At 72.0% G+C, this 14,126-nt stretch carries 13 protein-coding genes; 6 read left to right on the top strand and 7 right to left on the bottom strand.

Annotated features, from left to right (window positions below):
• The 3 genes from EEJ42_RS01910 to EEJ42_RS01900 form a co-directional block, all read left to right on the top strand.
• Nucleotides 1-387 (top strand): helix-turn-helix transcriptional regulator (locus EEJ42_RS01910; RefSeq protein ID WP_148081809.1); only part of this gene is annotated, 387 nt, incomplete at its 5' end.
• A gap of 293 nt (nt 388-680) precedes the next feature.
• Complete coding sequence (locus tag EEJ42_RS01905) at nt 681-2,744, top strand: bifunctional glycosyltransferase 87/phosphatase PAP2 family protein (RefSeq protein WP_123098295.1); 2,064 nt, start codon at nt 681-683, stop codon at nt 2,742-2,744.
• An 86-nt stretch (nt 2,745-2,830) separates the two neighbouring features.
• On the top strand, nt 2,831-3,514 hold the full coding sequence (locus EEJ42_RS01900; protein ID WP_246095958.1) for a superoxide dismutase family protein: 684 nt from the start codon (nt 2,831-2,833) through the stop codon (nt 3,512-3,514).
• A 9-nt stretch (nt 3,515-3,523) separates the two neighbouring features.
• Here EEJ42_RS01900 and EEJ42_RS01895 read toward each other — a convergent pair whose 3' ends face one another.
• Nucleotides 3,524-4,756, bottom strand: coding sequence for a cytochrome P450 (locus tag EEJ42_RS01895; RefSeq protein WP_123098291.1), 1,233 nt, complete (start codon nt 4,754-4,756; stop codon nt 3,524-3,526).
• A gap of 236 nt (nt 4,757-4,992) precedes the next feature.
• Here EEJ42_RS01895 and EEJ42_RS01890 point away from each other — a divergent pair, with 236 nt between their 5' ends.
• Complete coding sequence (locus EEJ42_RS01890; RefSeq protein ID WP_123098290.1) at nt 4,993-6,162, top strand: steroid 3-ketoacyl-CoA thiolase; 1,170 nt, start codon at nt 4,993-4,995, stop codon at nt 6,160-6,162.
• A gap of 62 nt (nt 6,163-6,224) precedes the next feature.
• Here the strand turns inward: EEJ42_RS01890 and EEJ42_RS01885 are convergent, their stop codons facing one another.
• The 3 genes from EEJ42_RS01885 to EEJ42_RS01875 are packed head-to-tail and all read right to left on the bottom strand — an operon-like array spanning nt 6,225 to nt 8,677.
• On the bottom strand, nt 6,225-7,043 hold the full coding sequence (locus tag EEJ42_RS01885) for an ABC transporter permease (RefSeq protein WP_123098289.1): 819 nt from the start codon (nt 7,041-7,043) through the stop codon (nt 6,225-6,227).
• Nucleotides 7,040-7,996, bottom strand: a complete 957-nt coding sequence (locus EEJ42_RS01880) for an ATP-binding cassette domain-containing protein (protein ID WP_123098288.1) — start codon at nt 7,994-7,996, stop codon at nt 7,040-7,042. Before EEJ42_RS01880 ends, EEJ42_RS01885 begins: the two co-directional genes overlap by 4 nt.
• 12 nt (nt 7,997-8,008) lie before the next feature.
• The gene (locus EEJ42_RS01875) at nt 8,009-8,677 is read right to left on the bottom strand and encodes a DUF4097 family beta strand repeat-containing protein (protein ID WP_123098287.1); all 669 of its coding nucleotides are present in this window, start codon (nt 8,675-8,677) and stop codon (nt 8,009-8,011) included.
• A gap of 222 nt (nt 8,678-8,899) precedes the next feature.
• Between EEJ42_RS01875 and EEJ42_RS01870 the strand changes: the two genes are divergently transcribed.
• Both EEJ42_RS01870 and EEJ42_RS01865 read left to right on the top strand, forming a co-directional pair.
• Complete coding sequence (locus EEJ42_RS01870; protein WP_123098286.1) at nt 8,900-9,637, top strand: helix-turn-helix domain-containing protein; 738 nt, start codon at nt 8,900-8,902, stop codon at nt 9,635-9,637.
• 140 nt (nt 9,638-9,777) lie between these two features.
• A complete protein-coding gene (locus EEJ42_RS01865) occupies nt 9,778-10,320 on the top strand; it encodes a hypothetical protein (RefSeq protein WP_123098293.1) in 543 nt (180 codons plus the stop codon).
• 130 nt (nt 10,321-10,450) lie between these two features.
• Here the strand turns inward: EEJ42_RS01865 and EEJ42_RS01860 are convergent, their stop codons facing one another.
• The 3 genes from EEJ42_RS01860 to EEJ42_RS01850 are packed head-to-tail and all read right to left on the bottom strand — an operon-like array spanning nt 10,451 to nt 14,087.
• Nucleotides 10,451-11,281: an ECF transporter S component gene (locus tag EEJ42_RS01860; RefSeq protein WP_184502886.1), complete on the bottom strand. Its 831-nt coding sequence runs from the start codon at nt 11,279-11,281 to the stop codon at nt 10,451-10,453.
• The gene (locus EEJ42_RS01855; protein ID WP_123098284.1) at nt 11,278-12,900 is read right to left on the bottom strand and encodes an ABC transporter ATP-binding protein; all 1,623 of its coding nucleotides are present in this window, start codon (nt 12,898-12,900) and stop codon (nt 11,278-11,280) included. Before EEJ42_RS01855 ends, EEJ42_RS01860 begins: the two co-directional genes overlap by 4 nt.
• Nucleotides 12,897-14,087 (bottom strand): energy-coupling factor transporter transmembrane component T, encoded by a 1,191-nt coding sequence (locus EEJ42_RS01850; protein WP_246095959.1) that lies wholly within the window; start codon nt 14,085-14,087, stop codon nt 12,897-12,899. Before EEJ42_RS01850 ends, EEJ42_RS01855 begins: the two co-directional genes overlap by 4 nt.
• Nucleotides 14,088-14,126: the final 39 nt, after the last annotated feature.

Below are 14,126 nucleotides of genomic sequence, written 5' to 3'. Positions count from 1 at the left end.
CGCCCGGTGCGGGCCAGGGCGCTGCCGCCCGGGGGCGGCGGGCAGGCGTGGGCGGCTCGGCGGGCGCGGGCGCTGCTGGAGGAGGAGTACGCGACGGAGATCTCGGCGGAGCGGTTGGCGGAGGCGGCGGGGTGCAGCCGGTTCGCCCTGTACCGGGCGTTCCGGGCGGAGTACGGGATGGCGCCGAGCGACTTCCAGCGGCAGCTGCGGCTGCGTCAGGCGCGCGGGCTGCTGGTGGCGGGTAGTACGGCGGCGGAGGCGGCGGCCGCGGCGGGGTTCGCCGACCAAAGTCACTTCCACCGCTGGTTCGTGCGGTGCTTCGGGATCACCCCGGGAGCGTTCCAGCACGCGGCGGGTCCCGATTCGCTCCCTACCCCGCGGCCCTGATGAAATTGGCCGCGAACCGTACGGACTCCGTCTGTCTCAGGGCGTACAGCCGCACTTCCGCCAAAGCCTGACAGGTTTCGGCCAACCGCGGGCGACTGTCAGGTGAAGAGGACGTGTTGCGCGTCTGAGTAGTGGGGCTCAGTAGGGTCTCAAACGTTCCGAACAGGTGAAGAGGGCGAGTGGGGGAGCGGCAGGGCGTGGCGAACGTGGATCGAAGCGGACTGCGGAGTACCCCGGGGCCGGGGGCGGGGCCGGGCTCCGGCGCCGTCGGGGCACGGACGTCGCGGACGATGATGGTGCTCGGCGCCCTCTGGCTGCTGGCCGGTCTGCTCGCGGCCCGGCAGGCGGCGGCGGTGCTGCGGCTGCCCCCGGACGAGCGGCTGACCGACCTGGAGACCTGGATCGGCGAGCAGGGCGTCCTCCATGTGGGCGGTTCGCTGTACGACGGGGACGCGTTCACCGGCACCCCGTTCTCCGGGCTGGTGCTCAAGCCGCTGACCCGGGCCGCCGAACAGAGCCTGGGCGTCGCCTGGACGTTCGGCACCCTGCTGCTCGTCGTCGTCCTCGGGCTGGTCGCCGCGCGCGCCCTGCCCGGCCCCGTCTCCCGCCGCACCGCGCTGGTGGCCGCGCCGTTGGCGATCTGCCTGCTGACGCTGTCCCTTCCGGTCCGCAACACCTTCACGCTCGGTCAGACCAGCATCATCCCGGTGCTGTTGGTCGTGCTCACCGTGCTGCCGCGCACCTCCGGGCGGCAGGCGGGCGTCCTCATCGGCGTGGCCGCCGCCCTCCAGCCGGCGCTGCTGCTGTTCGGCGTCGTCCTGTGGCTCCTGGGGCGGCGGCGTTCGGCCGCGCTGGCGGGCGCGACGTTCGCCGCGTGCACCGCGCTGGCCTGGGTCGCCATGCCGCACGACTCCGCCTCGTACTGGGTCCACCACCTCGGCGGCGCCGGGCTCGGCGAGCCCGCCGACAGCCTGGCCAACCAGTCGCTGCACGGGCTGCTGCTGCGCATCGGTCTCGAGGGACCGGTCGAGCTGGCGCTGCTCGCGGTCCTGGCGGTGGCGGTCGCGGTCGTGGGTCTGCGGCGCGCGGTGCGGTACGCGCGGGACGGGCAGCTGCTGCTGGCCGCGGCGATCACCGGCTGTGTGGCGCTGGCGGTCTCGCCCACCTCCTGGCAGTACCAGCAGCTGTGGATCCTGCTCGCGGTCGTCGGCCGGGTCGGCCGCCGGGCCGCGGACCGGCTGGTGTGGCCGGTGCTGGTGGTGCTGGTGATGACGCTGAGCCGTACGGCGCTGCTGCCCGACCTCAAGATCGCCGGGCACATCGGCTACAACGCGCCGCTGCTGGCCGCGCTCGCCGCCGCCTGCCTGGTGCCGTTCGTCTCCCGGACCTCCCCGCAGTGGGACAGCCCGGAGCCGACGCCGGTCCAGGAGCCGCACCGCGGCCGGTTCGCCTGGGTGCCGCTGCTGCGCTTCGTACGGCGGCCGCTGTCGCGCCCGAACCTGCTGCTGGAGCTGATGTTCATCCGCGTCGGCTACTTCGCGTACTCGTGGATCCGCGCGCACGCGCCCGACGAGCGCGGCGTCGCGGAGGGCCACGGCCACCAGGTGCTGTCCATCGAGAGCTTCCTGCACATCGACATCGAGCACTGGTTCAACCTGCTGGTCGCGGACACCCCGTGGCTGAGGGACGGCATGAACTGGTACTACAGCACCTTCCACTTCCTGATCCCGCTGTCCCTGCTGGGCTGGCTCTATCTCCGCCGCCCCGCGACGTACCGCTGGGCCCGCACCCCGCTCGCGTTCGCGACGCTGCTCGCGCTGGTCGGCTTCTGGCTCTACCCGCTGGCCCCGCCGCGGCTGATGGGCCTCGGGTACGTCGACACGGCGCACGGCCCGCAGGACCTGGACAACCCGGACTTCGGCGCGCTCACCAAGCTGTCCAACCAGTACGCGGCCATGCCGTCGCTGCACGTGGGCTGGTCGCTGTGGTGCGGGGTGGTCATCGCGCTGGTGGCGCCGTACCTCTGGATGAAGATCCTCGGCATGCTGTACCCGCTCCTCACGGTCGCGGTGATCGTCGGCACGGCGAACCACTACGTGCTGGACGCGGTCGGCGGCGCGGCCGTCGTCGCGGCCGGATTCGGCCTCCAGTACGTGCTGCTCGGGGTCGGCAGGAAGCCCGCCGAGGAGGCGAACGGCTCGGTCGCCGCGATGCTGTCGGCGGGCGCCCGGGGCGTACGGGAGCGCGCCCGGGCGCTGGTGCGGGGGCCGCGCGCCGGTGAGCCGGGGGAGACGTCCCAGGTGGCGGAGGTCCCCCATCAGAAGGAGGCCGCGGAACCGGCCGATGCCTCGCGTTGAAGGGTCCGGTGCACCGGTCTAGCGTGGGGAAAAGCGGTATAAACGCCAGGAAGTCTCGGGGGTCCCGACCAAGGAGGGATCTGAGGATGTCCCTGGTAACGGCGGCCGCCGCGGCGCTGGCCGCATCGATGACCGTCATCTCACCCGCGGCCGCCGCGCCGAGCGCCACGGCCGACCCTTCGCCGAATCCCACGGCGTTCGTCCTGGAGCGGTTCCGGCCCGCCTCGGCGGCCCAGGGCGACCGTGGTGCGGTGACGTACGACAGTGCGCTCGTGCCCACGACCGCCGTGGCGCTCGTGGCGGAGCTGCGGATCCCGCACGGGAAGTGGCACGACCAGATGCGCGACCACGACAGGCGCGACCAGGAGATGCGGGAGCACGGTGAATACGGGAAGAAGGGGATGCCGCCGCGCGGCACGTTCGTCTTCCTGGCCCTGCGCGGGGTCGAACCGGACCACCACTTCGGGATACACGTGCACACCAGGCCGTGCGGCGCCCAGCCCGACTCGTCCGGCCCGCACTACCAGAACGTGAAGGACCCGAAGCAGCCGTCCACCAACCCCAAGTACGCCAACGCGCGTAATGAGATGTGGCTCGACCTCACCACCGACAGCCGTGGCGACGGCCGCGCCAAGTCCCTGGTGAAGTGGCACTTCAGAGCCGGTGAGGCGCGCTCGGTGGTGATCCACGAGCACGGCACCGCCACCCACATGGGGCGGGCGGGCACGGCCGGGGACCGGGTGGCCTGCATCAACGTGCCGTTCAGGTAGCGACGGTGGCTACGCGTAACTCACCCGCAGCTCCTTGATGCCGTTCAGCCAGGCCGACCGCAGCCGCCGCGGGGCGCCGGTGAGGCGGATGCCGGGGAGGGTGTCCGCGATCGCGTTGAAGATCAGCCGGATCTCCAGTTCGGCGAGGCTCTTGCCGAGGCAGAAGTGCGGTCCGCCGCCGCCGAAGCCGAGGTGGGGGTTGGGGTCGCGGGCGATGTCGAAGACCTCGGGGCGGTCGAAGACCTCGGGGTCGTTGTTGGCGGAGGAGTAGAACACGCCGACGCGTTGACCCGCCTCGATGGCTTGGCCGCCGAGCGTGGTGTCCTGGGTGGCGGTGCGCTGGAAGGACATCACGGGGGTGGCCCACCGGACGATCTCGTCGGCGGCGGTGGTGGGGCGTTCGCGCTTGAACAGCTCCCACTGCTCGGGGTGGGTGAGGAAGGCGTGCATGCCGTGGCTGATGGCGTTGCGGGTGGTCTCGTTGCCCGCGACGGCCAGCAGCAGGACGAAGAAGCCGAACTCGTCGGAGCCCAGGTTGCCCTGGTCCTCGGCGGCGACCAGGGCGCTGACGATGTCCTTGGCGGGGCACTGTTTGCGGTCCGAGGCCAGGTTCATGGCGTACGAGATCAGCTCCATGGCCGACTCGGCGCCGATCTCCTCGGTGATGGCCAGCTCCGGGTCGTCGTACGCGACCATCTTGTTGGACCAGTCGAAGATCTTGGACCGGTCCTGCTGGGGGATGCCGATCAGTTCGGCGATGGCCTGGAGGGGGAGTTCGCAGGCGATGTCGGTGACGAAGTCACCGGTGCCGTTCTCCTTGGCGCCGGCCACGATGCGGGTCGCGCGGTCGTGGAGGGCGTCCTCCAGGGAGCGGATCGCGCGCGGGGTGAAGCCGCGCTGGACGATCTGGCGGACCCGGGTGTGTTCGGGCGGGTCCATGTTGAGCATGATCAGCTTCTGGACCTCGATCTGGTCGCGCTGGATGTGCTCGTTGAAGCGGATGATCGCGGTGTTGCGGTGCGAGGAGAAGATCTCGGGCCGGGTCGAGACCTCCTTGACGTCGGCGTGCCGGGTGACGGCCCAGTAGCCGTCGTCCTCGAACCCGGCGATGCCGTGCCGCTGGGGGATCCATGACACGGGGGCCGTCTGTCGCAGCTGGGCGAACTCGGGGAGTGGCACCCGGTGCTGATGGAGGTCGGGGTCGGTGAAGTCAAAGCCTTCGGGGAGCGCTGGGCAGGACATCGGCCCTCCATATCTGACGGCCTATCAGAAAGTGTCCAGAAGGTAGTAACGGGTTCTATAACTAGCAAGGGCCATGGCGGGCCTTCTTGGGGTGAACGCTCCAAGTCGCCCTGTGCACAACCCTTGCGCCGTCAGGTCGGGCCTCAGCAGACTGAGCGAGGAACTAGAACGCGTACTAGTTCTGGCGCGGGCGCTGCCGGGAGCCCCCGCGGACGCGATGGAGAAGAGGACGAGTCATGGCCGCGGAACCCGTCATCGTCGAAGCCGTACGCACCCCCATCGGAAAGCGTGGAGGCGCGCTGGCCAATCTCCACCCCGCCTATCTCCTGGGGGAAACCTACCGCGAACTCCTCGCCCGCACCGGCATCCAGCCCGACTGTGTCGAGCAGATCGTCGGCGGCACCGTCACCCACGCGGGAGAGCAGTCCATGAACCCCGCGCGCACCGCCTGGCTGGCCATGGGCCTTCCGTACGAGACGGCCGCGACGACCGTGGACTGCCAGTGCGGATCCTCCCAGCAGGCCAACCACATGGTGGCCACCATGGTCGCCACCGGCGTCATCGATGTCGGCATCGGCTGCGGCGTCGAGGCCATGTCGCGGGTGCCGCTCGGCAGCGGCTCCAAGCACGGGCCGGGCAAGCCGTTCCCCGACGAGTGGAACGTCGACCTCCCCAACCAGTTCGAGGCCGCCGAGCGGATCGCCCGGCGGCGCGGGCTCACCCGCGGGAACGTCGACTCCCTGGGTCTCCTCTCCCAGGAGCGCGCCGCCCGGGCCTGGGCCGAGGAGCGCTTCAAGCGCGAGACGTTCGCGGTGCAGGTGCCCACCACCGAGGACGAACAGGCGGCCGGGGAGGGGATGTGGCGGGCCGTCGACCGGGACGAGGGGCTGCGCGACACCAGCATGGAGGCGCTCGGCGGGCTCAAGCCCATCATGCCGACCGCCGTGCACACGGCGGGCAACTCCTCCCAGATCTCGGACGGTGCCTGCGCGGTGCTGTGGGCGTCCAAGCGGATGGCCCGCGCGCTGAAGCTGCGGCCCCGCGCCCGGATCGTGGCCCAGGCCCTGGTCGGCACCGATCCGCATTACCACCTGGACGGCCCGATCGACGCCACCCGGGCGGTGCTGGGCAAGGCCGGGATGACGCTCAAGGACATCGACGTGATCGAGATCAACGAGGCGTTCGCGTCGGTCGTCCTGTCCTGGGCCCAGGTCTTCGAACAGGACCTGGACAAGGTGAACGTCAACGGCGGCGCCATCGCGCTCGGCCACCCCGTGGGGGCGACCGGAGCGCGGCTGATCACCACGGCGCTGCATGAACTGGAGCGGGCGGACAAGGAGTTCGCCCTGATCACGATGTGCGCGGGCGGGGCGCTGGCGACGGGGACCATCATCCAGCGGCTGTGACGAGCCCCCGGCCCGAGGGCCGGGGGTCCTCCCGCGGTATGGCGACCGGGCGGGTGACCCGGTCACTTCGGTTCGCGGTTGAACGTCGAGGTCGACCAGAAGTAGCCGAGCACCGCGAGTCCCAGGCACCAGGCGACCGCGAGCCACCCGTTGTGGCCGATCTCGCTGCCGAGCAGCAGACCGCGCAGGGTCTCGATGGCGGGCGTGAACGGCTGGTACTCGGCGACCGGCCGCAGCCAGCCGGGCAGGGCGTCGACCGGGACGAAGGCGCTGGAGATCAGCGGCAGCAGGATCAGCGGCATCGCGTTGTTGCTGGCGGCCTCGGCGTTCGGGCTGACCAGGCCCATGCCGACCGCGATCCAGGTGAGCGCCAGGGCGAAGAGCACGAGCAGCCCGAACGCCGCGCACCACTCCAGGGCCGAAGCGTCCGTGGACCGGAAGCCGATGGCCACGGCGACGGCGCCCACGAGGACCACGCTCATGACCGACTGCAACACGCTGCCGACGACGTGCCCGACGAGCACCGAACCGCGGTGGATCGCCATCGTGCGGAAGCGGGCGATGATGCCCTCGGTCATGTCGGTCGAGACGGAGACCGCGGTCCCGATCACGGTGCTGCCGATGGTCATCAGCAGCAGGCCCGGGACGATGTACGCGATGTACTCGGCGCGGTCCGGCCCGCCGCCGCCGATGCCCGCGCTCATCGTGTCGCCGAAGACGTAGACGAAGAGCAGCAGCATCATGATCGGGGTGAGCAGCAGGTTCAGGGTGAGGGACGGATAGCGCCGGGCGTGCAGGAGGTTGCGGCGCAGCATGGTGGACGAGTCGCGGAGGGCGAGGGAGATCCGGGTCGGGCGGGTGGGAGCCACAGCGGTGCTCATCTGACGTTCTCCTTGGTCTGGTGGGGGACTTTGGCCGGGCCGGTGAGGGCGAAGAACACGTCGTCGAGGTCGGGGGTGTGCACGGTGAGGGCGTCGGCGTGCACGTCGGCGGCGTCCAGCCAGTCGAGGAGGGAGCGCAGTTCGCGCTGGGTGCCGTCGCTGGGGATCTGGAGGGTGAGCGCCTGGTCGTCGCGCACGCTCTCGCGCAGCGCGCCCGCGGCCCGCTCGTACGCCGCGGGGTCCTCGAAGCGCAGCTGGACGTGTCCGCCGGGGATGAGCCGCTTCAGCTCCGCCGCGGTGCCCTCGGCGGCGATCTTCCCGTCGTTGAGTACGGCGATGCGGTCGGCCAACTCGTCGGCCTCCTCCAGGTACTGCGTGGTGAGGAAGACGGTCACCCCGTCGGAGACCAGCTCGCGGATGATGCCCCACATGGTGTGGCGGCTGCGCGGGTCGAGGCCGGTGGTGGGTTCGTCGAGGAAGATGATCCGCGGGTTGCCGACCAGGGTCATGGCGATGTCGAGGCGGCGCTTCATGCCGCCGGAGTAGGTGGAGGCGGGCTTCTTCGCGGCCTCCACCAGGTCGAAGCGCTCCAGTAGCTCGGCGGCGACCCGCCGCCCCTCGCGCTTGGAGAGGTGGTGCAGGTCGGCCATGAGGAGCATGTTCTCCTCGCCGGTGATCAGGCCGTCGACGGCGGAGAACTGCCCGGTGACGCCGATCGCGGCACGGACCGCCTGCGGGTCGGCGGCCAGGTCGTGGCCACCGACCCGCAGGTCGCCGGCGTCGGCGGTGATGAGGGTGGAGAGGATCTTCACGGCCGTGGTCTTGCCCGCGCCGTTCGGGCCGAGCAGGGAGAAGACCGTTCCCCCGGGGACGGCCAGGTCGATGCCGTCGAGGACGACCTTGTCGCCGTAGGACTTGCGCAGCGCGTTCGCCGCGATGGCCAGGTGGGTCATGTCCGGTGCTCCTCAGAGGCTGCGGGCGACGATGTCGCCGTAGGAGGTACTCGCGTGGATGTTCAGTCCGGCGTCGGCGCCTTCGGTGTTCTTGAGCGCGTTGCGAATCCGGCCGTAGGTGGTGCCGGCGTCCAGGGAGGCGGACACTCCGGGGGCGGCGCCGACCGACACGTCGCCGGACTGGGTGCGCAGCACGACGGTGCCGTGCACGGCCTCGGTGATCTGGATGTCGCCCTTGGCGGTGCTGATCTCCGCGGGGCCGGTGAGGCGGCCGATGGTGACGTCACCGGCGGAGGTGGTGAGGCGGACGCTCGCGGCCTCGTCGAGCTTGACCGAGCCGTGCGCGCCCTCGAAGGCGACGTCGCCGAGGCGTCCGACGCCCCGGAGTTCGGCGCTGGCCGCCTTCCCGTCGACCCGGGAACCGGCGGGCAGCTGGACGGTCACCTCGATGGACCCGGAGGGGCCGAAGTACTGGTTCTTCGCCGAGGACTCGATCCGCAGGACGCCGTCGCCGTATTCGACGGTGGTCTGCTCCGCCACCTTCACGTCGCGGCCCTTCGAGCGGTCCGTGGGCAGGACCTCGACCGTGGTGTCGGTCCGGTCGGCGGCGATGAACCGGACGTGTCCCGCGGGGATGTCGAGGACGGCCGAGATGGGGGTGGGGGTGTCGAAGGTCTGCATCGTGCGCTCCTCTGGTCGTTGTTTCTGATGGGCGAAACGCTACGTTGCGTTTATGAATACATCAACACTCTTGTTGCGTAGAAGTAGCATCTATGCAGGTGAGAGCTAAAGAATCGGTGCAATGACGATGCAGGCTAATGCAACAACGATCATCTTTTCGTTGCAATGTCTTGAGGGTGGACGCTATGCTGGCGGCATCGGGGAGCACGAGAGGGGATCGCGATGCCGGGAGGCAGGCTCACTCAGCAGGAACGTCAGCAGATCACGCTGGGGCTGGCCGACGGCCTCGCCTACGCGGAGATCGCCAGACGTCTCGACCGCCCCACCTCGACGGTCACGCGTGAGGTGATGCGGAACGGGGGCCCCACCGCCTACCGCGCCGACCTGGCCCACCGTGCCACCGAACGCCGCGCCCAGCGACGCAGGCAGGCCGCGCCCCGGGGGCAGCAGGCGCCCCCGCAGGCCGACGGGCGCGACGCCGAGGCCGTGCGCGAGTACGAGGAGGTGTTCACCACCGCCCTCATGCGCTCGGGCCTGCCCAAGATGATGGCCCGGGTGCTGGTCTGCCTCTACACCGCCGACACGGGCAGCCTCACCGCGGCCGAACTCGTCCAGCGCCTCCAGGTCAGCCCGGCGACCATCTCCAAAACGATCGCGTTCCTGGAGGGCCAGACGCTCGTCCGCCGGGAGCGCGACGAACGCCGCCGCGAGCGCTACTTCGTCGACGACGACCTCTGGTACCAGTCGATGCTGTCCAGCGCCCGGGCCAACGCCGAGCTCGCCGAGACCGCACGGCAGGGCATCGGTGTGCTCGGCCGCGACAGCCCGGCCGCCGCCCGCCTGGAGAACGTCGCCCGCTTCCTCGACTACATCGGCGAGAGCATCACCCGCGCCGCGCAGCAGGCCCGCGAGGTGCTCTACGCGGAAGCCGAAACGACCGATCGGCCACACTTCAAGTGAAGCTCAACTGGTATGCGAGGGTCTGGCACATGAAAAGCCGTTAAGAAAAGCTAACCTCTGGGATGTCATCGGATTGGCCGCTTGAGGTGATTTATGCATAATCACCCGTGTTGCGGCTGGAGTCGAAGGGAAGCGACGACATGTCAGCTCGCCGAATGCTCACCGGTACGTTCCTGGGGCTTGGGGCCCTGCTCATGGTCTCGACCGCGGTCGCCCCGGCGGCCGGTGCGGCGCCCGTCCCCGTGACCACCCTCAACTGCGATGGTGACACCTACAAGTGCACGGCCGGGCTGCGGTTCGGGGACGGCAGGTGGTACGCGGACTGGGGTGTGAACGTGTTCCACCAGAGCGCGGTCCGCACGGCGTCCGCCCCGTCGGTGAAGGCGCCGGTCCCGGTGACGACCCTCAACTGTGACGGTGACACCTACAAGTGCACCGCCGGGCTGCGGTTCGGCGACGGCAGGTGGGTCGCGCAGTGGGACGCGAGGATCTTCCACCAGGCGGCGACCTCGGCCACCGGGGCCACTGCGGCCAAGGCGGTCAAGGCGCCACGGGGCGAGGCCGCGCCCGTACCGGTGACGGCCCTGAACTGTGACGGCGACACCGGCCTGTGCACCGCCAACCTCCAGTTCGGCGACGGCAGGTGGGCCGCCCAGTGGGGGGCCAGGATCTTCCACCAGTAANCCGCCAACCTCCAGTTCGGCGACGGCAGGTGGGCCGCCCAGTGGGGGGCCAGGATCTTCCACCAGTAAGCGGGTGGTGACGAGCGGGCCCGGTGCGTACCGCGCACCGGGCCCGCTTCGTCGTTTGCGGTCACGTGCGCTCGAACGCCACCGGCGCCTCGAACGCCGCCCGGCGCGTGGCACGCCGCAGCGCCCTCAGGATCGGCCCGCCGAGGGTGAGGGTCAGCACCACCGTCACCACCGCGCGCGGCAGGTCCCAGCCGAGCGACGTCGCCAGGCAGTACGCCACGAAGCGGGCCAGGTTGGCGCCGACCGGATCGCCCGGCACATAGCTGATCCCCGAGGACATCCCCTGCATCAGCGTCCAGCCCTGGAGGTTCATCGCCGTCCCGTACGCCACGGACGCGACCGCCCCGTACCCCGCGAGCAGCGCCACCTCGCGGCGGCCGCGCAGCCGCCCGGCGCCGGGCAGCAGCCCCGCGCCCAGCGCGACCCACCCCATCGCCAGCATCTGGTACGGCATCCACGGCCCGACGCCGCCCGTGAGCAGCGCGGAGGCGAACATCGTCACCGCGCCCAGAACGAACCCGAAACCGGGGCCGAGCACTCGCCCCGAGAGCACCATCAGGAAGAACATCGGCTCGATGCCCGCCGTGCCCGCACCCAGCGGCCGCAGTGCCGCGCCCGCCGCCGCCAGCACCCCGATCATCGCGATGGCCTTCGCGTCCAGACCGGTGTCGGCGATCGTCGCCACGACCACCGCCAGCAGCAGGGGCAGCAGCGCGGCGAACAGCCAGGGCGCGTCGGCGGCGTGGGCGGCGACACCGGAGTGGGCGGGCGCGAGGAGCGGCCAGGTGAACGCGGCGACGCCGATCGCGGAGACGAGGGCGAGCGCGACGACCGAGCGCGGCCCGAGCCGGACGGCCCGTATCCGGGACGAGGGCCCGCGGTTCCCGGTCATCGCGCCCGCTCCAGCGCCTCGCGCACCTGCGGCACGGTCAGCCACGGCAGCGGCGCGAGGATCTTCGCGACCTGCGGGGCGAACGCCGGGGAGGACATCACGACCTCCGCCGTCGGCCCGTCCGCGACCACCTCGCCGTCGGCCAGGATGACGACCCGGTGGGCGAGTTCGGCCGCCAGCTCCACGTCATGCGTGGCCAGCACGATGCCGTGGCCGTCCGCCGCCAGCCCGCGCAGCACCCGCGTCAGCCGTGCCTTCGCCGCGTAGTCCAGCCCGCGCGTCGGCTCGTCCAGCAGCAGGAGCGGCGGGCGGGCGGTGAGGATGACGGACAGCGCGAGGGCGAGCCGCTGCCCCTCGGACAGATCGCGCGGATGGGTGTCGTCCGCCACCTCGGGCAGCAGGTCCGTGACCAGCTCCCGGCAGGTGCCGGGCGCCGCCCCCGCGTCCTCGTCGGCGGCCGCGCACTCGGCCGCGACCGTGTCCGCGTACAGCAGATCGCGCGGCTCCTGCGGTACGAGGCCCACGTGGCGCAGGAGTTCGGCGGGGCGGGTGCGGTGCGGCGCGCTCCCGTCCGGGCCGATGCCGACCGTCCCGGCGGCCGGTTCGTGCATCCCGACCAGGGCGGCGAGGAGGGTCGACTTCCCGGCCCCGTTGCGGCCCATCAGCGCCACCGTCTCCCCGGGCCGCACCGACAGGCTGACGCCGCGCAGCGCCTCGACGCGCCCGTGCCGTACGGACAGCCGCTCGACCTGCCCGGCGGGTGGCCCGTCGGGCGCTTCGCGCGGTGCGGGTGGTGCGAGCGGAGACAGCCGCTCCCGCAGCGAACCCGCCTTGCGGCGCGCGTCCCGTACGGACAGGGGGACGGGGGCCGTCCACCCCGCGAGGCCGCCCAGCGCCACGACCGGCGGCTGCACGGGCGAGACCGGCATGATCTCGGCCGGTTCGCCGACGACGGGCGGTGCGCCCGGGGCGGGCAGCAGGATCACCTGGTCCGCGTACTGCACCACCCGCTCCAGCCGGTGTTCGGCCATCAGCACGGTCGTGCCCAGGTCGTGCACCAGCCGCTGCAACACGGCCAGCACCTCTTCCGCGGCGGCCGGGTCGAGCGCCGAGGTGGGCTCGTCCAGGACCAGCACCCGGGGGTGGGTGGTGAGCACCGACCCGATCGCGACCCGCTGCCGCTGCCCGCCGGAGAGGGTCGCGATGGGCCGGTCGCGCAGCTCGGCGAGGCCGAGGAGGTCGAGGGTCTCCTCGACGCGGCGGCGCATCGTGTCGGGCGGCAGGCCCAGCGACTCCATTCCGTAGGCGAGTTCGTCCTCGACGGTGTCGGTGACGAAGTGGGCGAGGGGGTCCTGGCCCACGGTGCCGACGACATCGGCCAGTTCGCGGGGCTTGTGGGTACGGGTGTCCCGCCCCGCGACCGTGACCCTGCCGCGCAGGGTGCCCCCGCTGAAGTGCGGCACCAGCCCGGAGACGGCGCCCAGCAGTGTCGACTTGCCGACTCCGGAGGAGCCGACGAGCAGGGCCAGCTCGCCCTCCGGAACGGTGAGTTCCACCCCGTGGAGGGCGGGCCGGGCGGCGCCGTCGTAGGTGACGGACACCTGCTCGAAGCGGATCACTGCGTGACCTCCTCGGGGTTGCGGTCTCGTCGGTCTCGTGCCGGGGCCGGGGCGACGAACGCCGGGAGCAGGCCCAGCAGGACGCCCGCCGCCGGCCACAGCGGCAAGTCCGGTGCGGTGAGCGGTACGGCGGGCGGGTTCAGGGACTCCGGTGCGTACGAGGCGGCCCAGATCATCAGCGCCGCGACCGCCACCCCCGACCCCGACACCAGCCAGGCCCGCACGCCCCAGCGGTCCGGCCGGTAGCGGCTGCGGACCGACCGGCGCCCGCCCAGCCACAGCCCGCCCAGCGCGGCGGCGAGCCCGGCCAGCAGGAGCGGCAGCCCGTACGCCGCGCCCTGCGCCGCCAATAGCCCGTACGTACCGCAAGCGACGCCGAGCAGCCCGCCCAGCGTCAGCGCGGCCGTCGTACGGCGCACCGCGGGTGGGACCCGCGCGGTACGGCCGTAACCGCGCGCGTCCATCGCCGCCGCCAGCGCCACCGACCGTTCCAACGCGCCCTCCAGCACCGGAAGCCCCACCTGGAGCAGCGCCTTCACCCCGCGGTCGGGGCGGCCGCGGAGCCTGCGCGCCGCGCGCAGCCGCTGGACGTCCGCCACCAGATGCGGCGCGAAGGTCATCGCCACGACCACCGCCACGCCCGCCTCGTACAGCGCGCCCGGCAGCGACTTGAGCAGCCGCGCCGGGCTCGCCAGCGCGTTCGCCGCGCCGACGCAGACCAGAAGCGTGGCCAGCTTCAGCCCCTCGTACAGCGCGAACACCAGCCCCTCGGCCGTGACCCGCCCCCCGATCCGCACCCCCTGCGCCCAGTCGGGCAGCGGCACTTCGGGCAGCGTGAACAGCACCCGGGTGCTGGGGATAGGCGAGCCGAAGAACAGTGCGAAGAGCAGCCGGATCGCCAGCACGACCAGCCCGAGCTTCAGGAACACGGCGTACGAACGCGCCCACGGCGCGTCCGTGCGGCGCACGGCCACGACATAGCCCGCGACCGCGACGATCAGCCCGAGCAGGAGCGGATTGGTGGTGCGCGACGCGGCCGTGCCCAGCCCCAGCGCCCACAGCCACCACGCCCCGGCGTGCAGCGCGTCCCCACGCCGCGGGACGGGAGTACGGCGCGGCCGCGGCAGGTTGGGGGCGGCGGTGCCGCGTCCCCGACCGACGGCGCGACCGATCGCGCGGGTGGCCATCGCCGGGGTGGCCCGCCCTTCGCTGCCGGGGTGGTCGCT

This window comes from Streptomyces botrytidirepellens (genome assembly GCF_003721215.1).
Classification (GTDB): domain Bacteria; phylum Actinomycetota; class Actinomycetes; order Streptomycetales; family Streptomycetaceae; genus Streptomyces; species Streptomyces himastatinicus.
This window is presented reverse-complemented; position numbering and strand designations above follow the sequence as displayed.